The 18375-nt window shown below is 59.1% G+C and carries 17 protein-coding genes and 1 riboswitch; of the genes, 8 read left to right on the plus strand and 9 right to left on the minus strand.

The features are described 5' to 3' along the window. Nucleotides 1-17: 17 nt before the first annotated feature. From ABMA60_RS03930 to ABMA60_RS03945, 4 genes are all read right to left on the minus strand, one after another. Nucleotides 18-1319 carry a TRAP transporter large permease gene (locus ABMA60_RS03930; RefSeq protein WP_392799013.1) on the minus strand — a complete coding sequence of 434 codons (1302 nt, stop codon included), beginning with the start codon at nt 1317-1319 and terminating at the stop codon, nt 18-20. Nucleotides 1320-1328: 9 nt separating this feature from the next. Further along, entirely contained in the window at nt 1329-1844 is a 516-nt protein-coding gene (locus tag ABMA60_RS03935; RefSeq protein WP_392799017.1) for a TRAP transporter small permease, read from the minus strand. A gap of 107 nt (nt 1845-1951) precedes the next feature. Then, a complete protein-coding gene (locus ABMA60_RS03940; protein ID WP_392799020.1) occupies nt 1952-2929 on the minus strand; it encodes a TRAP transporter substrate-binding protein in 978 nt (325 codons plus the stop codon). Between the two features lie 372 nt (nt 2930-3301). Further along, complete coding sequence (locus ABMA60_RS03945) at nt 3302-3805, minus strand: winged helix DNA-binding protein (protein ID WP_392799023.1); 504 nt, start codon at nt 3803-3805, stop codon at nt 3302-3304. A gap of 103 nt (nt 3806-3908) precedes the next feature. Next, nucleotides 3909-4016, plus strand: a riboswitch (TPP riboswitch). 166 nt (nt 4017-4182) lie between these two features. On the opposite strand from ABMA60_RS03945, the gene thiC reads away from it, so the two are divergent. The 8 genes from thiC to ABMA60_RS03985 all read left to right on the plus strand — a co-directional run bounded on the left by thiC (nt 4183) and on the right by ABMA60_RS03985 (nt 11663). After that, entirely contained in the window at nt 4183-6069 is a 1887-nt protein-coding gene (gene thiC, locus ABMA60_RS03950; RefSeq protein WP_392799025.1) for a phosphomethylpyrimidine synthase ThiC, read from the plus strand. Next, nucleotides 6062-7546, plus strand: a complete 1485-nt coding sequence (gene thiE, locus ABMA60_RS03955; protein ID WP_392799028.1) for a thiamine phosphate synthase — start codon at nt 6062-6064, stop codon at nt 7544-7546. Before thiC ends, thiE begins: the two co-directional genes overlap by 8 nt. Beyond that, nucleotides 7543-7752 carry a sulfur carrier protein ThiS gene (thiS, locus tag ABMA60_RS03960; RefSeq protein WP_392799031.1) on the plus strand — a complete coding sequence of 70 codons (210 nt, stop codon included), beginning with the start codon at nt 7543-7545 and terminating at the stop codon, nt 7750-7752. Before thiE ends, thiS begins: the two co-directional genes overlap by 4 nt. Before the next feature lie 2 nt (nt 7753-7754). Next, on the plus strand, nt 7755-8531 hold the full coding sequence (locus tag ABMA60_RS03965; RefSeq protein WP_392799034.1) for a thiazole synthase: 777 nt from the start codon (nt 7755-7757) through the stop codon (nt 8529-8531). Continuing rightward, a complete protein-coding gene (gene thiH / locus ABMA60_RS03970; protein WP_392799037.1) occupies nt 8518-9630 on the plus strand; it encodes a 2-iminoacetate synthase ThiH in 1113 nt (370 codons plus the stop codon). Before ABMA60_RS03965 ends, thiH begins: the two co-directional genes overlap by 14 nt. A gap of 90 nt (nt 9631-9720) precedes the next feature. Continuing rightward, the gene (locus ABMA60_RS03975; protein WP_392799041.1) at nt 9721-10092 is read left to right on the plus strand and encodes a response regulator; all 372 of its coding nucleotides are present in this window, start codon (nt 9721-9723) and stop codon (nt 10090-10092) included. 3 nt (nt 10093-10095) lie between these two features. Continuing rightward, nucleotides 10096-10704: a histidine kinase gene (locus tag ABMA60_RS03980; RefSeq protein ID WP_392799044.1), complete on the plus strand. Its 609-nt coding sequence runs from the start codon at nt 10096-10098 to the stop codon at nt 10702-10704. A 2-nt stretch (nt 10705-10706) separates the two neighbouring features. After that, entirely contained in the window at nt 10707-11663 is a 957-nt protein-coding gene (locus ABMA60_RS03985; protein ID WP_392799047.1) for a diguanylate cyclase, read from the plus strand. Here the strand turns inward: ABMA60_RS03985 and ABMA60_RS03990 are convergent. The 5 genes from ABMA60_RS03990 to gshB form a co-directional block, all read right to left on the minus strand. Further along, nucleotides 11650-13929, minus strand: a complete 2280-nt coding sequence (locus ABMA60_RS03990; RefSeq protein ID WP_392799050.1) for a helicase C-terminal domain-containing protein — start codon at nt 13927-13929, stop codon at nt 11650-11652. The genes ABMA60_RS03985 and ABMA60_RS03990 overlap by 14 nt on opposite strands. A gap of 4 nt (nt 13930-13933) precedes the next feature. After that, nucleotides 13934-15559, minus strand: coding sequence for a VRR-NUC domain-containing protein (locus tag ABMA60_RS03995; protein ID WP_392799053.1), 1626 nt, complete (start codon nt 15557-15559; stop codon nt 13934-13936). Between the two features lie 288 nt (nt 15560-15847). Then, nucleotides 15848-16279, minus strand: coding sequence for a Holliday junction resolvase RuvX (gene ruvX / locus ABMA60_RS04000; protein ID WP_392799056.1), 432 nt, complete (start codon nt 16277-16279; stop codon nt 15848-15850). Further along, nucleotides 16276-17154, minus strand: a complete 879-nt coding sequence (locus tag ABMA60_RS04005; protein ID WP_392799059.1) for an energy transducer TonB — start codon at nt 17152-17154, stop codon at nt 16276-16278. The genes ruvX and ABMA60_RS04005 overlap by 4 nt, the downstream gene beginning before the upstream one ends. Further along, nucleotides 17154-18107, minus strand: coding sequence for a glutathione synthase (gene gshB, locus ABMA60_RS04010; RefSeq protein ID WP_392799062.1), 954 nt, complete (start codon nt 18105-18107; stop codon nt 17154-17156). Before gshB ends, ABMA60_RS04005 begins: the two co-directional genes overlap by 1 nt. Between the last annotated feature and the right edge of the window lie 268 nt (nt 18108-18375).

Raw genomic sequence — 18375 nt, forward strand, 5'->3', positions numbered from 1 at the left:
AAAAATTCTGTTCACGATCAGTTGTTCAGCACCGTCGGTAACCACAAGGCGATCTGCGGGAACACAGTGATCAGCACCACGGCCAAAATCAGTATCAGGAAAAACGGCAGCGCATAACGCGCGACGGTAAAGATGTCTTTGCCGGTCAGCGACTGAATAACAAAGAGGTTAAAACCGACCGGCGGGGTGATCTGCGACATCTCCACGACCAGCACTAAATAGATGCCGAACCAGAGCAAATTAATGCCCGCGGCATCGACCAGCGGCAGGATCACCGAGGTGGTCAGCACCACCACCGAAATGCCATCGAGGAAGCAGCCGAGAATGACAAACAAAATGGTCAGAGCGATCAGCAACATGGCGACCGACAGATCCATGCTGGCCACAAACTCGGCGAGCATCGCCGGAATACGCAGAAAACCCATGGCGGTGGTCAGCAGATGCGCACCGGCGAGAATCAACAGAATCATGCACGACATGCCGGTAGCGCCGATCAGCGATTGGCGAAACAGCGTCCAGTTCAGGTTGCCGCCGAGCTTCGCCAAAATCAGCGAACCGAGCACACCCAGCGTCGCCGCTTCAGTCGCCGTGGCCCAACCCATATAGATGGAACCGATCACGAAGGTGATCAGGGTAGCGATGGATAACAGCCGGCGCGATTGCTTGAGTTTTTCCACAAAGCTCATCGGTTCGCCGAGTGGCGCCGCCTTGGCTTTGTTCAACAAAGACCACAGCACCACATAAGCGATAAACAAAGCCGCCAGCATCAAACCGGGCAGCGCTCCGGCCATAAATAACCGCGACACCGAAACCTCGGCAGAGACGCCGTAGACGATCAAAATAATCGACGGCGGAATTAAAAAGCCGAGCGTGCCAGAACCGGCCAAGGTGCCAATGGCCATCGACTCGTGATAGTCGCGCTTTTTCAGTTCCTGCAAACTGAATTTGCCGACCGTTGCCGTGGTCGCCGCGGACGAACCGGAAACCGCCGCAAACAGACTGCAACCGAGCACATTCACATGCAGCAAACCGCCGGGAATTTTGTCGAGCCAGGGCGCCAGACCGTTGAATAAATCTTCCGATAAACGGGTACGAAACAGTATCTCGCCCATCCAGATAAACAGCGGTAAAGCCGCCAAGGTCCAGGAAGCGCTGCCGCCCCAGGTGGACGTCGATACCACCATGCCGATGGCGAATTGGTCGTTCAGTACCAGCGCCAGCAGGCCGATCAAGAACAGCGAGCCGGCGACCCAGACACCCAGGCTGAGCAGGGTGAACAGGACGACGACCAGAATGATAGAAATAACAATGGGGTCCATTTTCAGCCTCTATTCGGTGCCCTCGCCGTTCGCTTCGGCGAGGATATAGCTGGGTGTTCGACCGCTGATGGCGCGCAGCCAATCTTCAAAAATGGCCAGGCATAACAGCGCCATACCGAACACCATGGAACTTTGCGGAATCCACAAGGGCACCGCGACCATGCCGGTACTGACATCGCCGAAGGCGTAGGTTTCGAGCACAAAACGACTGAAGGCAATGGTCAGATAGAGCGTCAGACCGAGCATCAATGTCAGACCGAAAATTTCCGCAAAGCGGCGCTTGTTGCCGAGACGCTCGAGCAATAACACCACCCGAATATGGGCGTTGTGACGAAAGCTGTAAGCCAGGCCGTAGAACAACACCGAGACCAATAAAAAGCCGGTGAAGTCTTCAGCCGAGGGCACGATGATGCCGAACCAGCGCCCGACAATTTGCGCCAGAATCAGCAGGCCGATACCCGCCAGGCTGGACGCAGCCAGCACCAGACCGAGCGCATAGAGGCCATTGAGCAAACGATTAACCATGGCGTTGGCTCCGAGAAAAAGCGGGGCGCAGTTGATCCAAAAAGGAGTGCACCCTTAAGGGAAATTGGCCGGTCAGCAAAACTGCACTTCCCGGCCGGCGTGTTGCCTTACTGACCGACGATATCGGCGATGGGGTTATCGCTGTCGTAACCCATTTCTTCGAACCATTCGTTGGTCATGGTCTGGCCAACGTTGCCCAGGGTTTCGGTGAGGTCGGCATTGGGGCTGTAAACGGTCATGCCGTTTTCGGCCAGTTCAGCCGTCTTGGCATCGGTTTCGGCGATGGCCATTTCCCAGCCGCGCGTTTCAGCCGCAGCGGCCGCTTCCAGTACCGCTTCTTGAACCTCAGCCGGCAGACGGGCGAAGGCACGAGCATTCACGAACACCATGTTTTTCGGAATCCAGGCGCGAGCGTCCAGGTAGTAATCGGTGTAGTCCCAAGCCTGGCTGGAAACGCCGGTGGTCGGCGAAGTCGCCATCGCTTCGATAATGCCGGTGCTGAACGCCTGCGGAATTTCCGGCGTCTGTACGGTGGTCGGGGTCGCACCCAGCAGTTCGGCCATACGTGACGTTGAAGCGCTGTAGGCGCGCATTCTCATGCCTTCAAAGTCGGCACCGCTGGTGATTTCTTCCTTGCTGTAGAAACCTTGGGGCGGCCACGGCACGGCGTACAACAGTTGCAGACCTTGTTCGGCCAGAGCGGCTTCAACGTCCGGGCGAGTGGCATCCCACAGCGCTTTGGCGCCATCGAAACTGGTGACCAGGAAGGGAATGTTGTCGGCCTGGTAGAGCGGGTTTTCGTTACCCAGCAAGCCCATAAAGACTTCGCCGATCGGTACCTGGCCGGAGCGCACAGCGCGATGAATTTCCGGGTGTTTGACCAGGGAAGCGCCGGAGTGCACGACGATTTCCATCTCGCCATCGGTGGCCGCAGCCACATCTTCAGCGAACTGGCGAATGTTTTGGGTGTGGTGGGTGCCGTCGGCATAAGGCGTTGGCATGTCCCACTTGATGTCGGCCTGGGCGGTGGCCGCAGCCAGAGCGGTGATGGCGCTGAGCGCCAGGGGTTTGATCAGTTGTTTCATGTCCGAATCCTCTCTCATCAGTTGAGTCCGCCGCAGCGAACGAAGGTGCAAAGTGCGATCGTTCAGCGGCGAACCACGACATCAGGACGGTTAACCGCAGTAACGGTCGGCCGGACATGACGGGGCAGCATTGAGTGCAAGGTCATTGGTTTTGACGCCTCTCACGGATCGCTTTTTTTATCGTTATTGGTGATTCCTCGACGGGAATCTTGTTAGTGGTTTAAGGCGTGATTTGCGATTTTTCGTTTTAGTGAGGCCACTATAAACAGCCATAAAATTCAGAGTCAATAAAAATTGAATACAGATTGTATTCAATGGCGCGCAGAGGCAAAGGGCGTCGTTTTTGACGCCCGGTCAGGGCTGAATCTGGATTTAGAGGGAAGCAGCGGCGCGGGCGGCTTGGTCGTAGAGGGTAGAAATCGTGCGCAGTTTTTTCGCCAGGTCGCCGAGTTCTTCGGCGTCAATGCCCAGGTTTTCGAGCCAGTCGAGCAGGCAGTCGTTGCGCACATCGCGGTAGCGCAGGCACAGCGCTTCGCCCTCGTCGGTGGTGTTGTAGAAGGTTTCCTTGCCGACTTTTTTGCTCTCTACCAGGCCCATCTTGCCCAGTTTGCGCAGCGAATAAGACACGGTGTGAGTGTCTTCCACGTTGAGCACGAAGCACACATCGGCGATGCGTTTGGGCCGCTGGCGGTGGTAGACGTTGTGCAGCACCAGAATGTCGATGGGGCTCATTTCTTCGTTGCCCGCCGCGGTCATGCAGTGCACCAGCCAGCGCGAGAAGGTGTTCTCGGCGGTGATCAGGGCGTATTCGAATTCGCTGAGTTCGCTGCTGCGTTCGCTCAGATGGGCGGAGGAAACAATGGACGCCTTGGGCATGAGAAGTTCGACTCGGCAGTGGTGAAACGGAAAGCTGCGATCATAACCGCCGATTTTTGGGCTGTACAACTTGCTCCCGGTGCGGGGGCGGCGTTACTCTGGCGCGGTCTTGTCGGAGTGCCGGGTTGATAACCTGGCTGAGATCGCATCAGCGGGATCCGTGGAACCTGATCGAGTTAAGGCTCGCGAAGGGAACAAGTCGAGGTAGCCATTAGCTTTATTGTGCCGCCTCCGGTTCGCCACAGGTGAACCGCTTGTTTGGGTCCGCGTCGACAAAAACGCCGCCCAAACTGCGTCGTTTTTGTTGGCGCGTACCTTTCATACTGTTATACCCCGGTGCGGTCGCTCCGTCGCTCAACCAGCGAGGAACGACCGAAATGACCTCTTCTCAAAAAACCGATTTGGGCCAGCGCGTCCAAACCATCAGCGCCGCCTCACGTGAACCTTTGCCGGGTTCGCGCCGGGTTTATGTGCCCGGCAGCCGCAGCGATATTCGTGTCGGCATGCGCGCCATCGACCAGACCGACAGCCTGCTCAGCGATGGCAGCCGCCAGCCCAACGAACCGATTTACGTCTACGACAGCGCCGGACCTTATGCCGATCCGGACGTTGAGATCGACTTGCGTCGTGGCCTCGATCCGCTGCGCTTAAGCTGGATCGAAGCGCGTGGCGACAGCGAAGCCTTGACCGCGCCGAGCGTTAAACCGGACAGCGATCAACCTGAAAACCCCCTGCGTTTCGCCCAGAACCGACCGCCACGCCGGGCCAAAGCCGGCCGCAACGTCACTCAATTACATTACGCCCGCCAGGGCATCATCACCCCGGAAATGGAATACATAGCGCTGCGTGAAAACGAAGGTCGGGCGGCGCAGGAAGACGTCGGCCACCAGCATCCGGGCAACAGTCGCGGCGCCAGTCTGCGCGATCCGATTACGCCGGAATTTGTGCGCGAGGAAGTCGCCCGCGGCCGCGCCATTATTCCGGCCAACATCAATCACCCGGAAAGCGAGCCGATGATTATCGGCCGTAATTTCCGCGTGAAGGTGAACGCTAACATCGGTAACTCGGCGGTCACCTCGAGCATCGAAGAGGAAGTCGACAAGCTGGTCTGGGCGACCCGCTGGGGCGCCGATACGGTGATGGACTTATCGACCGGCAACAACATCCACGAAACCCGCGAATGGATACTGCGCAACTCGCCGGTGCCGATCGGCACGGTGCCGCTCTACCAGGCGCTGGAAAAAGTCGGCGGCGTGGCAGAAGACCTCAGTTGGGAAATTTACCGCGATACGTTGATTGAACAGGCCGAGCAGGGCGTCGATTACTTCACCATCCACGCCGGCCTGCGTTTGCATCATGTGCCGCTGACGGTCGATCGGGTGACCGGTATCGTCAGTCGCGGCGGTTCGATCATGGCGAAGTGGTGCCTGGCGCATCATCGCGAGAGTTTTCTCTACACCCACTTCGAGGACATCTGCGCCATCATGCAGGCGTACGACATTGCCTTCAGCCTGGGCGATGGTTTGCGCCCCGGCTCCATTGCCGACGCCAACGACGCCGCCCAGTTCGCCGAACTCGATACTCTGGGTGAGTTAACCCGCATCGCCTGGCAGCACGATGTGCAGGTGATGGTCGAAGGGCCAGGCCACGTGCCGCTGCATCTGATCGAAGAAAATATGCAGCGCCAATTAGCGAGCTGCGACGAAGCGCCGTTCTACACCTTGGGCCCACTGGTTACCGATATCTCGCCCGGTTACGACCATCTGTCGTCGGCCATCGGCGCCGCCCAGATCGGCTGGCACGGTTGCGCCATGCTGTGCTACGTCACGCCCAAAGAGCATCTGGGCCTGCCCGATCGCGACGACGTTAAAGAAGGCCTGATCGCTTACCGCATTGCCGCTCACACCGCCGACCTCGCCAAGGGTTTTCCGGGCGCTCAGCGGCGCGACAACGCCATCAGCCGGGCGCGCTTTGAGTTCCGCTGGGAAGACCAGTTCAACCTGGGTCTCGATCCGGAGCGGGCGCGCGAATTCCACGACCAGACCTTGCCCAAACAGGGCCACAAGGTGGCGCATTTCTGCTCCATGTGCGGCCCCAAATTCTGCTCGATGAAGATCAGCCAGGAAGTGCGCGACGCCGCCCGCGCCGAGCGCATCCCCCTGGCCGAAGACGCTGCCGACGGCATGGCGCGCAAGGCCGAGGAATTTCAGGCCAGCGGCGGCGCGCTTTATCAGCCAGTCGGCGAGGGTGCTGAGCATGACTGAGGCCAGGCCCATCGTCTGGAGCATCGCCGGCAGCGACAGCGGCGGTGGCGCCGGCATTCAGGCTGATGTGGCGACGCTGGTCGATCTGGGAGTGCATCCGTGCACGGTGATCAGTTGCCTTACCGCCCAGAACAGCCTGGGCGTGCAAGCCGTGCAGCCGGTTGAGTCGGAGATGTTCGCGGCTCAGTTGGATGCGCTGGAGGCTGATTTGGCGCCAGCGGCGATCAAGATTGGTTTGCTGGGCTCGGTGCAACAGCTGGAAATCCTTGTGCAGCGTCTGCCCGGTTGGCGGTCACGTTGGCCCGGTTTAACGGTGGTGCTCGATCCGCTGACGATGGCATCGAGCGGCCACAGCCTGGCCGACGCTGAATTGCGCGATGGTCTGAAACAACTGCTGCCGCTGGTCGATCTGGTGACGCCCAACACACCGGAACTGGAACAACTGACCGGCCACCGCATCACGGCAACCGACAGCGCCCACCGCGCAGCCAAAGCACTGATGCAGGCAACCGGCACCCGCGTGCTCGCCAAGGGTGGGCATCTGGATAATGCCGATAGCAGCCTGGATCAGTTGATCAACGCTGAGGGCTGTTGGTGTTACCAGCAGCCGCGCCAGAACGCACCGCACAGCCACGGCACTGGCTGCACGCTGAGCAGCGCCATCGCTGCTTTTTGCGCGCAGAACTGGCCATTCGAAGACGCCGTTCTGCTCGCCAACGCCTATCTGCGTCGGGCGCTGGCGCAGGCGTATCCGACAGGTGCTGGCAGCGGCACTCTGGCGCGGCCGGGTTGGCCGGAAGTCGGCGATTTTGCGCAGGTTTGGTTGGCCGATGATCCTCAGCAACTGGGACCATTTCCCGCCTTGGAAGCACCCATCGGTGTTTATCCGGTGGTCGCGGATATCGATCTGCTCGAAGCGTTGTGCGCCGCTGGTGTGACCACGGTGCAACTGCGCATTAAAAGCGGCGAGGCGACGGTGATCAAAGCCGCCATAGAACGCGCCGTCGCAGCGGGCAAACGTTATGGCGCTCAGGTGTTCATCAACGATCACTGGCAGTGGGCCATCGACGCCGGCGCCTTTGGTGTGCATCTGGGCCAGGAAGACGTTGCCGAGGCAAATCTGCCCGCTATCGCCCGCGCCGGTCTGCGTCTGGGTTTATCGACCCACGGTCACGCCGAGCTGGCGCGGGCGCAGTGCTTGCGGCCGTCCTATCTGGCGCTCGGTCATGTCTTTGCCACCCAGACCAAACAGATGCCGAGTCAACCGCAAGGGTTGAAACGGCTGGCGATTTATCGACGTCAGGTGGACCACCAATGCCCAACCTTGGCCATTGGCGGCATCAAACAACAGCACTTTGCCGAGGTCGCTGCGACCGGCGTGGATGGCGTGGCTTTGGTGACCGCTATCACCGAAGCTGCCGATCCCATCGCGGCCTGGCAGCAACTGAATCAACACTGGCAGGAGGTGTGCCGATGAAACCCATAGCTCTCTTTGTGAACGGCGAGGTGGTGCAACTCGAGGGCGGTACAACGCTGGAAACACTGATGCAAAAACGCTACGGCGAGCGCGACAACATGGCCGTGGCGCTGAACCGAATGGTGGTGCCGCGCGCCGACTGGGCGAGCACCGAACTGAACCAGGCCGACCGCCTGGATGTGTTTCACGCCGTGGCCGGAGGCTAAGCATGCTGACCATCGCCGATACTCAATTTTCCAGCCGACTGCTCACTGGCACCGGCAAATTCAGTCATCCACAGGCCATGATCGAGGCCCTGCAAGCCAGCGGCACCGAACTGGTCACGCTGGCGCTGCGCCGTCTGGAACCGCAGCACAGCGACCATATTTTCCAGCCGCTGAGCCAGGCCGGTTATCGCCTGCTGCCCAACACCTCGGGCGCACGCAGCGCGGAAGAAGCGGTGCAGGCGGCACGGCTGGCGCGTGAAGCGCTGGGCACGCATTGGCTGAAACTGGAGATCCATCCCGACCCGCGCTGGCTGATGCCCGACCCGGTAGAAACCCTGGCCGCAGCCGAGCAACTGGTGCGCGAAGGTTTTGTGGTGCTGCCCTATGTGCACGCCGACCCGGTGCTGTGCAAACGCCTGGAAGAGGTCGGTTGCGCAGCGGTGATGCCGCTGGGCGCGCCCATTGGTTCCAATCGTGGCCTGGAAAGCCGCGCCTTTCTCGACATCATCATCGAACAAAGCCAGGTGCCGGTGATCGTCGATGCCGGTATCGGCCGGCCGTCGCAAGCCGCCGAAGCCATGGAGCGTGGCGCCGATGCGGTGTTGGTGAATACTGCCATCGCCACAGCGGCCGATCCGATTGCGATGGCGGCGGCGTTTCGCCAGGCGGTCGAAGCCGGGCGTTCAGCTTATCTGGCGGGTCTGGCTGGAACGATCGCCAGCGCCGCCGCCTCCAGTCCATTGACCGATTTTCTGGAGACCGACGATGGGCTTCGCTGAGTATTTAAACCACATCGACTGGAACGCCGAACGCTTATCGCTGTACAGCCAGAGCCCGGCGGATGTCGAGCGCGCTCTGGCCGGTGTCGGTGAACCGCTGGCGCGTTTCAAGGCGCTGCTCAGTCCGGCGGCCGGTGAATATCTGGAAAGGCTGGCCCAGCGCAGTCGGGCGCTGACGCTGCAACGTTTTGGCCGCGTGCAGCAGTTATTCGCGCCGCTCTATCTGAGCAACGCCTGCGCCAATGAGTGTCTCTATTGCGGTTTTTCGATGAGCAATCCGATTCGGCGCAAGGTGCTGAAACCGGACGAGATTCGCATTGAAGCCGACGCCCTGCGCGCGCGCGGTTTTCAGCATTTGCTGTTAGTCGCCGGTGAAGCGCCCAAGGTGGCCGGTGTCGATTATTACCATCATGCTTTGCAGGCATTGCAGCCGGATTTTTCCCAACTGAGTCTGGAAGTACAGCCGCTGGCAACCGAGGATTACCACCGCTTGCGCGAGGTTGGTTTGCACGCCGTGCTGGTCTATCAGGAAACCTACGACGCCGCCTGCTATCAGCAATTGCACACCCGTGGCCAAAAGCAGGATTTCGCTTATCGGCTGGATGCGCTCGACCGCGCTGGCAAAGCCGGCGTGCACAAACTCGGTCTGGGGGTGTTGCTCGGCCTGACCGACTGGCGGCTCGACACCTTAAAGTGCGCCCACCATCTGCTCTGGCTGAGCCGGCGCCATTGGCGCAGCCGTTTTTCGCTGTCGTTTCCGCGCCTGCGTCCGGCCGAAGGTGGCTTTAAGGCGCCGGCCCCGGTCAGTGATCGGCAACTGGTACAACTGCTCTGCGCCTGGCGATTGTTGGCGCCGGATCTGGAACTGACGCTGTCGACGCGCGAATCGCCGGCGCTGCGCGATCGGTTGATTGCCTTGGGCGTGACCAGCCTCAGCGCCGCCTCTTCCACCCGGCCCGGCGGCTACGCCGTCGAGCCCGGAACCGCGCTGGAACAATTCAGTACCGACGATCAGCGTCCGGTCGCCGAGGTGGTGCAGTCGTTGCGCAACCAGCATTACCAACCGGTGTGGAGCGACTGGCATCGACGGCTTGGCTAGCTCGCCGATTTCTGGTTTGCTGTTTGTCTAACCATCAACTTTACTGACGTTATTGGCCCGGTTAGGACCGGGCCGATCTTTGGAGTAGGCATGTCGACCCCAGTGCTGATTTGTGACGATTCCAGTTTTGCCCGCAAGCAAGTACAACGTGCTTTGCCACCCGGTTGGGAGGTGACGGTCGAATTTGCCGGCAATGGTGAGGAAGGTTTGGCCGCCATTCGCGAAGGCAAAGGCGAGGTGGTTTTTCTCGATCTGACCATGCCGGTGATGGATGGCTACCAGGTTCTGGAAGTGATCAAAACCGAAGATCTGCCTTCGGTGGTGATTGTGATTTCCGGCGATATCCAGCCTGAAGCCGTCAGCCGCGTGAAAAAAATGGGCGCTTTGGAATTTATTAAAAAACCGGTGGACCAGGCTCAGTTAACCAAGGTGCTGAGCGATTTCGGACTCTATGCGGAGTGATGCATGAGCGATTACCAGTTGGATGACGAACTGCGCGACGCCTTGCGCGAAGTCACCAATGTCGCCATGGGCCGGGCGGCCGATCTGCTGGCACGCCTGCTCGATACCTATGTGGTGCTGCCCATTCCGGTGGTGAATCTGCTGGAGCGGTCGGAGCTGAATATGGCGCTGTCGTCGTTGCGCAGCGTCTCCTCGGTCAGCGCCGTCTGCCAGGGCTTTGTCGGCTCGCGCATCTCCGGCGAAGCCTTGTTGATTTTCAACGACACCAGCTTTTCCGACATCGCAGAATTAACCAGTTACAGCGGCGAAGTCACTCCGGAAATCGAACTGGAATTGCTCATGGACATCGCCAATATTTTGATTGGCGCTTGTCTGAAAGGTCTCGCCGAACAGCTTGATCTGACCTTCAGTCAGGGCCAGCCGGTGTTGCTTGGTCAGCATGTGAATATCGAAGATCTGGTGCGCAATTCCTCGACCGGCTGGCAGCGTGCGCTGACCGTGGAAATTCCCTATCGGCTCGAAGGCCACAGTGTCGATTGCGACTTGTTGCTGCTGTTTACCGAAGACAGCATCAAGGTGCTTGAAGACAAGATTCATTATTTGATGGAGTAAGGATGTCGACCGCAGATTCAAATCTGGCCGAATTTCATTGGCTGATGGATGTGTTGCAGACCATCGACGTCGGTATTCTGGTGGTGCGCCTCGACAACCGCATCCTGGCCTGGAACAGCTTTATGGAGAACCACAGTGGCATCTCTCCGGATGACGCCATCGACCGGGATTTGTTTGAGGTTTTTCCCGACCTGCCGCGCGAATGGTTCGAGCATAAATCGCGCACCGTGGTGCAATTAAAAAACCGTGCTTTCACCACCTGGGAACAACGGCCTTATCTGTTGCGCTTCAAAAATAATCGGCCAATAACCGGCTCGGCCGAGTTTATGTATCAGAACTGCACCTTTATTCCGGTGACCAATATTCGCGGCGAAGTCGAAAGCCTGTGCATCATTATTTATGACGTCACCGACGAGGCGGTGAACAAGCTTGAACAACAACGCACTAATGCTCAGTTGAAGGAATTATCGCGACTCGATGGTCTGACTGGTTTGTACAACCGCAGCTATTGGGAGAAACAACTGGAGCAGGAATTTCGTCGCCAGAAACGCGCGGCGCAGGTTACCTCGCTGGTGATTTTCGACATCGATCACTTCAAACAACTCAACGACATTAATGGCCATCTGGCCGGTGATCTTATGCTGCGCCAGGTTGCCGAGGTGGTGCGTAAAACCATTCGCGCCAGCGATCTTCCCGGCCGTTTTGGCGGCGAAGAATTTGCGTTAATTCTGCCCGACACACCACCGGATGATGCGGTGCGTTTAGCCGAACGGCTGCGCGAACAGGTGGAAGCGCTGGTGGTTGAAGACGAGCAGTCAGGTCCGTTGCAGGTGACCATCAGTCTGGGCGTGGCCGGCTGGCACAGCCGCTATGAGCGTTATCAGGATTGGATGATCGAAGCCGATCAGGCCTTGTACCGCTCCAAAGCTGCGGGCCGTAACTGCGTTACTCTGGCCTAGTTGCTGTGCCGGCGAGTAAGTCGGCACGGCGGGCATGACGCACCGTCCAGTGCGGCGGCAGCCAGCCACTTTGCTGATAACGCCGAAACCGATCATCCACCAGCCAGATATCCCCACGATCACTTTCATTACGCACACAGCGACCGGCTGCCTGTAAGACTTTGTGCAGGCCTGGAAAACGATACGCAAAATCGAAACCGGGCTGGCCGTCGGCATCGAGCGCGCCGCGAATGCGATCGTTCAGATCGTTCACCTGCGGCAAACCCGGGCCGACGACCAAGACGCCAGTCAGCGCATCACCCGGTAAATCCACGCCTTCGCCGAGCACGCCACCGAGCGGTGCCAACACCATTAAACCGCGTTCGGTGCGCAGCCGATCCAGCAATGCCAAGCGTTCCAACAAAGTGGTGTCGCGGCGCTGGGCGATGACGCCCGGGTCGTTCGCCAATTGCGCTTCGCAATCGGCCAGTTGGCGGTAGCTGGAAAAGAACACCAGCGCATTGCCGGGCGTGCTTTTTCGGAACGCCTGAATCAGTGGCACGACTTGTTGCGGCAAGGTTTGGCGATCGCGAAAGCGGGTCGAAACATCGGTGACTAAGGTGACCTGAAATTGCTCAGGTTTGAATGGTGACTCCAGCGCCAGTGGTACGGCCTCGGCCAAACCGGTCATCGTCTGGCTGTAATGCCAGGGCGCGAGCGTGGCGCTGAACGCTGCGACGGAGTTGACCAGCCGGTGTTTTTCACCGAGCAACCGTGATGGATTCAGGCACAGCGTTTCGACGCCGCGCTCGGCCGGTTTGCCGGGCGTATAACGCCAGCAAAAATCGCGCGGGTCGGAGAGTTCGTGAATGCGAATAAAACGACCGGCGTCGAAGATCAATCGTTGCCATTCCGGCGGCGGTTCCCAGAACGGTGATTCGCGCAACAGCCGGGCGCTGGTTTGCAGCCAGGTGCGCAAAGTCTGCACCAATGCCTCCGGTGTCTGATCCGACAAACCCGGATTTTCCGGCTGACAACGTCGCAACGCATCGCGTACTGGCTTCAGCGATTTCTTGATGCCATCCGGCGCTTTTTGCTGCACCGCTTCGATGACTGCACCCGTTAATTCGGCGCTGTACATGGCGCGGCCACGGTCGATCAGGTTGTGACTTTCATCGATCAGCACGGCAACTTGGTTGTCGATTTCTTTTAGCAGGTACGGCTGCACCGCCGTGGTGTCGTACAGATAATTGATATCGCCCACCACCAGATCGGCCCAGAGTGCCCAATCCTGACTCAGGTAATAAGGACAGATTTGTTCGGCTTCGCCCAGTTCTTTAAGCGTTGTTGCATCCCAACGATTGCGTTCGAACAGCCGTTCGCGCAAGCGCTGGCGTTTGCCGAAATAGTCGTTGGCATAAGGGCAAAGCGCGCCGTCGCAGGGTGTGTCCGGGCTCAGGCAGAGACGGTCCTTGGCGTGCAGATTGACGGTGTTGAGCCGGCCTTCGTCGATCTTTAATTGTTCGACGGTTTCCAGCACCAGTGGCTGGCCGGTGGTTTTCATCGTCAGGTAATAGACGCCCTGATGATGGCTTTCGCCGAGCGCTTTTAACGCCGGAAATAAAGCCGCCAAAGTTTTACCGGTACCCGTTGGCGCTTCGATTAAGGTTTGTCGATGCGTGGCCTGCGCTTTATAGACGGTCTCGGCCATCTGGCGCTGTACCGGGCGCATGGTGGCGAAGGGAAAACTCAGTTGGCTTAAAGCTGCGTCGCGTTCGCGCCGGTGTTCGAGCAAGCGTTGCAGCCAGGCGTCGTAGCGCGCCAGTGCCGCCATCAGTTGATCGACCAGTTCCAGGCGCGAGTGCGTTTCGTCCTGCGGCCATTCCTGTTGCGTCTGGCTGTGAATGTAGCTGAGCCGGACAGTCCAGTGATCGGGCTCACTATGCTGCAAGGCCCACAGGCCCGCATAGAGTTGCGCCTGCAAACGGTTCAGGGCGCGGCTCGATTCCGGTAATTCTTCCGGCGGTACACGGCAGCTTTTTATTTCTTCGATGCCGCCGGGCCAGACGCCGTCGATGCGGCCGCCGACCACCAGATCAAACTCCGGCTGTTGCCACAACAGTTCGACCTTTTGTTCGGGGCGATAATCCGGCTGCCGACGTTTCTGCGCCAGGCCGTGAATTTCCCGACCTTCGAGCGCGCTGGGCGTCACTCTGAAACCCGAGACCAGATCGCCTTCGGCCAGACAAAAATCGGCCAGGGCGCGAATGGAAACTTTAAATCTCACCCGCTTATTCATAGCGGATATACCAGACTTCGGCGGCGATGCCGGCCTGTTCGAACACCGCCAACCAGTCACGCTGGTTATCCTGCAGGCGATCACCGGGACCTTTGACTTCGATAAAACGGCCGCCGTTTTTGGTGAACTGAAACAGATCTGGGAAGCCGGCGCGATGACGTTTTAGGTCGAGCCAGAGGTGTCTGAAGATGGCCAGCCAGTGATCCCAGGGCAGGGCATCGAAGGCGCGCAGTACTAATTCTTTATCGAGTGCGCCCCAGTGCACGAACGGATTCTGCCGGCCGACTTTGGCGTCCCAGTTTTCGGTGATTAATTGTCGGGCCAGAGCCTCGGTCAATTCGCCATAAAGTTGTTGAGTGCTGGTGCCGCGCCGGGTTAGAAAATCCGGCTCGTATAAATCCGCCGGTGCTTGTTGAAACGGGTGGTGAAAAGCGCCGGCGACTGGCTGAAAAATCCATTGCCAGTGAATCAGACCGAACACGCCCAGCGGCAATAAATTTTCTAACCAGTAGGCATCGTCGAGCCGAGCGCAGACTTGCTGTTCGACGCTGCCTTCGCCTTGCGGCCATGAATGGTTTTTTTCGCTTAACACCGGTGCCGGAATCGGCTCGATTTTGAGCTTGAGTTTTTTCGCCAGGCGCGGCGCAAATCGGCTGATAAATCGCGCTTCGGTGGCGTCTTTGGGGTCAAGGCGAATGGCGTCGAGTTCTTCCTGAGCGGCGACAAAACGCTCGGCTTTGTAGTGAATCCGGCAGCGCCGTTCACGCGCTGGCGGCTGGTCGTTGGTCTGAAATAATTTCAGTGCCAGTTCCGGTTCGCCCCATTGTTCCAGCCGAAAACCCAAGCGGTTGGCGAGGCGGTCGGCGCGAGGTTTGGCGCTGCCCAGCCAATCGATTTGCAGAATGGGTTCGGCGAGCTCTGCCAGAGCGTCAACATCGCCCGCTTCACGTGCTTCATAAACGGCGCTTTTTAATTCGCCGATCAACAGGTGATGGTGCAGTTCGTCGCTGTGTTCGAACCAGCGGTTGGCTTTGCCGAGCGGATAATCTTCGTACTGAAACAGGCCCAGGTCGGAGAGCACAAAGTCGGTGAGGCTTTGGTATTCGTTGCCGAAATAGAGCAGTTGCAGGCGGCGCAGGGTTAGCCAATGTTGCGGTTGGATAAGGCGTTCATCTAACTGCCAGTCGCTTGCGCAACGAACTTCTTCCCAGTCTGCTAACTCGACCAGTAATTCGTTTTTGGGACGTTTAGGATTGGGAACCCAATCGAGTTTGCGCAATTCGGCCAGCGTTAATAATTGTGCGACTTCGCCGGCACTGAGTTCTGGGTCGGCGTCGAGCAGTTTGGCCTCGGTGAGTTCCTCGACGGCTACATCGAGATCGGGAATTTCCGCGTAGCTGAGTTTGCTTTGTCGGAAGGTTGGGCCTTTGCGGGTGTAGAGCCGGACCAGTAAACGGGCGCTGGGTAGCGACAGGTTTTGGTAGGCGGCAATAAAGTCGCGGTCCTCGTCGGCCAGTAGGTCGTCGTAGCGCTCGACCACGGTGGCCAGCAGACGGTCGAAGTTGTCCTTGTAGTAGCCGGTTGGCAGGTCGGGTTGTGGGACCGGTTGCTGTTGCATAGGGCGGAAATTCTGTTCAGTGGTGCTTGGCTTTTATGAGTGCGACGCCTTCCGGGGCCGCTGTAAATACATCCCTGTACGCTAGACGGCAGCATCCATGCTGCCGACACCCCTACAGGAGTCGTACTCATCAAAGCCGGTACGTTTGGTGGTGCTGGCTCGGGCAGATCTGGCGCCTGATGAGGGCCGCTGTGAATACGTCCCTGTAAGCTTGACGGCAGCATCCATGCTGCCGACACCCTCATCAGGCGCCAGTTCTACCCGGCCGGTGCGTTGGTTGCGTAATCGTTAGTCGGCTTTGGCGCGTTGTAAAAAAGTTTCCAGAATCAATTGCGCCGCAATGCTATCCACCTGTGCCTGCCGTGCCTTGCTTAAACTTTTGCCGCGTTCGCCCAGTTGAGCGCGGGCTTCGCGGCTGGATAAGCGTTCGTCGATGGCTTCGGCCGGCAGGCCATAACGGCCGTGCAGGCGCTTGCGGAATTTGTTGGCGCGGGTGCCCATCTCGCTGTCGCTGCCGTCCATATGGTAGGGAATGCCGACCACGAAGCCGGCTGGCTTCCATTCTTTGACCAAGGCATCGATGTCATCCCAGTTGGGAATGCCGTCGCGCGCGCGCAGCGGTGGCAGCGGGCTGGCCGTTTGGGTCAGATGCTGGCCTGCGGCGACGCCGATCCAGGCGAGGCCGAAGTCGAAGCCCAGCCAGCGGCCGTCGTTACTCATGAGTCCTGCCGGCCGAAGCGGTTGTCGGTGCGGAACTGCCAGGTGCGGATGATTTCCAACTGGTCGTATTCCTGGCGCATCTCCAGCGTAAATGGCTCAAACGGCGCGGCTAAATGCACGATGCGCTGCGCGGCCTGGTCGAGCACGGCATGGCCGGAGCTGCGCGTCACACTGACATTCGCCAGGCTGCCGTCGGCGCGAATGGTCACCGCCAAACGGACGTTGCCGGTCAGGCGTTGCTGGCGCGCCGCCTGGGGGTAGTTCTGGTTGCCGATGCGTTCAATCTCTTCCAGCCAGCCGTAGACGTAGGCGGCATCGAGTGACTGGCGCGCGGAAACGGCGGTCAGCGTGCGGGTGCGCGGTGCCTTGGCCAGGTTCTGACGGCTTTCATCGAGCATGGCGCGCAGCGTGGCGATGTCGCTGACCTGGCTGACCAGCAAGGCGGAATCGCTGGCCTGGCTGGGGTCGGTGATGGCTTCTTCGCTGGGTTGATTGTTGATGCTGCGTTCGCTGTCGCCCGTTGTGGTCACCAGGGCGCGTTGGGCGTCCTGCTGGGCAAAGCTGATTTGCTGCACTTCCGGTGTGGTGCGGAAAATCTGGTTGTCTTCGATCTCGGCCTGTTCGGTCGAGGTCAACTGGGCTTTGTCTTCCTGGGTGCCGCTGCCTTGCTGGTTGGCGTCGGCCAGGAAGTCGGCTTCATCCAAAGGTGTGCTGGTGTCGCTGGCGTGTTGCGCCAGCGTCACATCCAGCGTCGGCGGCAACTGGTGCGGTTCGGGATTGCTAAAGCCAATGCCGAAAATCACCAGCGCATGCAGGCCAACCGCCACGAAGAGCGTAAAACTGAGGCGATCGACGGCGCCGACGCTGACCGCCATCAGTTCAGGCCTCGCTTCGCGGCGATCACGTCCATCAGTTTGCCGGCGATGTCGGTGTCGAAGGCGTTGTCGATTTCGCGGATGCAGGTCGGGCTGGTGACGTTGATTTCGGTGACGTAGTCGCCGATGACGTCGAGACCGACAAAGATCAGCCCGCGCTTTTTCAGCTCCGGTCCGATGTGCGCGGCAATGGCGCGATCGCGCTCACTCAGCGGCTGGGCACGGCCGGTACCGCCAGCGGCCAGATTGCCCCGGGTTTCGCCTTTGGCCGGCAGACGTGCCAGGCAGTAGTCGATGGGCTCGCCGTCGATCATCAGGATGCGTTTGTCGCCGTCCTTGATTTCCGGCAGGTATTTTTGCGCCATCGTCTGTTGCTGGCCGTGCTCGGTCAGGGTTTCGATGATCACCGAGACGTTGGGATCGTCGGCTTTCAGGCGGAAGATGGAGCTGCCGCCCATGCCGTCGAGCGGCTTGAAGATGACGTCGCCGTGTTGCTGGTGGAAGGCTTTCAGCCGAGCCGCATCGCGAGTGATCAGATGCGGCGGCGTAAAGTCGGCAAAGGCGGTGGCGTAGAACTTCTCATTGCAGTCGCGCAGCGCTTGCGGCTTGTTGACGATCAGCACGCCTTCCTGTTCAGCGCGTTCGAGCATATAGGTGGCGTAGATGTATTCGTTGTCGAACGGCGGGTCTTTGCGCATCAGGATGACGTCGAGGTCGGCCAGGGCGGTGGTGGTCGCCTCACCCAGATCGTAAAAATGCTCAGGATTGCGGTGCACCTGTAATGGCTGTGTCGTCGCCATGGGTTTACCGTTGTCCAGATAGAGATCGGTCATCGTCATATAGTGGATGTTCCAGCCTCGGTCCTGGGCGGCCCAAAGCATGGCCAGGGTGCTGTCCTTCTTGTAGGTCACGGCTTCGATGGGGTCCATGACGACGCCGATGTTCAGACTCATCTGTAGGTTTGCCTTAAGCGTTAATGTGAGGGCTATGGTAATGGATGCCGTCGATGGCAAAAACAACTGCGTGCTTTTGCCTTTCTCAGGCGGTACTGCTTTGCTGTCAGGGCGCGCTGGCGCGGCCTTCATATAGCGAAAGCGGACGATCTGTGATACAAGAATTGACGGTTTTAGCCGCGCTTTAGCGACACTTTCTGCCACCGCTTTGACGGCAGAAAGGGGGTGTTGAGCCCGCTTGAATGCGCCGAATCGACAACGTCAGGCA

The organism is Saccharospirillum sp. HFRX-2 (assembly GCF_043196805.1).
Classification (GTDB): Bacteria; Pseudomonadota; Gammaproteobacteria; order Pseudomonadales; family Natronospirillaceae; genus Saccharospirillum.

Bases quoted from the DNA above. Each gene is read 5' to 3' on its own strand.
- thiS (WP_392799031.1), top strand. From the start codon at position 7,543: ATGAAACCCATAGCTCTCTTTGTGAACGGCGAGGTGGTGCAACTCGAG.
- ABMA60_RS03945 (WP_392799023.1), bottom strand. From the start codon at position 3,805: ATGCCCAAGGCGTCCATTGTTTCCTCCGCCCATCTGAGCGAACGCAGC.
- ABMA60_RS03940 (WP_392799020.1), bottom strand. From the start codon at position 2,929: ATGAAACAACTGATCAAACCCCTGGCGCTCAGCGCCATCACCGCTCTG.
- ABMA60_RS04005 (WP_392799059.1), bottom strand. From the start codon at position 17,154: ATGGCGGTCAGCGTCGGCGCCGTCGATCGCCTCAGTTTTACGCTCTTC.
- ABMA60_RS03985 (WP_392799047.1), top strand. From the start codon at position 10,707: ATGTCGACCGCAGATTCAAATCTGGCCGAATTTCATTGGCTGATGGAT.
- ABMA60_RS03965 (WP_392799034.1), top strand. From the start codon at position 7,755: ATGCTGACCATCGCCGATACTCAATTTTCCAGCCGACTGCTCACTGGC.
- gshB (WP_392799062.1), bottom strand. From the start codon at position 18,107: ATGAGTCTGAACATCGGCGTCGTCATGGACCCCATCGAAGCCGTGACC.
- thiE (WP_392799028.1), top strand. From the start codon at position 6,062: ATGACTGAGGCCAGGCCCATCGTCTGGAGCATCGCCGGCAGCGACAGC.
- ABMA60_RS03980 (WP_392799044.1), top strand. From the start codon at position 10,096: ATGAGCGATTACCAGTTGGATGACGAACTGCGCGACGCCTTGCGCGAA.
- ABMA60_RS03930 (WP_392799013.1), bottom strand. From the start codon at position 1,319: ATGGACCCCATTGTTATTTCTATCATTCTGGTCGTCGTCCTGTTCACC.
- ABMA60_RS03975 (WP_392799041.1), top strand. From the start codon at position 9,721: ATGTCGACCCCAGTGCTGATTTGTGACGATTCCAGTTTTGCCCGCAAG.
- ABMA60_RS03995 (WP_392799053.1), bottom strand. From the start codon at position 15,559: ATGCAACAGCAACCGGTCCCACAACCCGACCTGCCAACCGGCTACTAC.
- ruvX (WP_392799056.1), bottom strand. From the start codon at position 16,279: ATGAGTAACGACGGCCGCTGGCTGGGCTTCGACTTCGGCCTCGCCTGG.
- ABMA60_RS03935 (WP_392799017.1), bottom strand. From the start codon at position 1,844: ATGGTTAATCGTTTGCTCAATGGCCTCTATGCGCTCGGTCTGGTGCTG.
- thiH (WP_392799037.1), top strand. From the start codon at position 8,518: ATGGGCTTCGCTGAGTATTTAAACCACATCGACTGGAACGCCGAACGC.
- thiC (WP_392799025.1), top strand. From the start codon at position 4,183: ATGACCTCTTCTCAAAAAACCGATTTGGGCCAGCGCGTCCAAACCATC.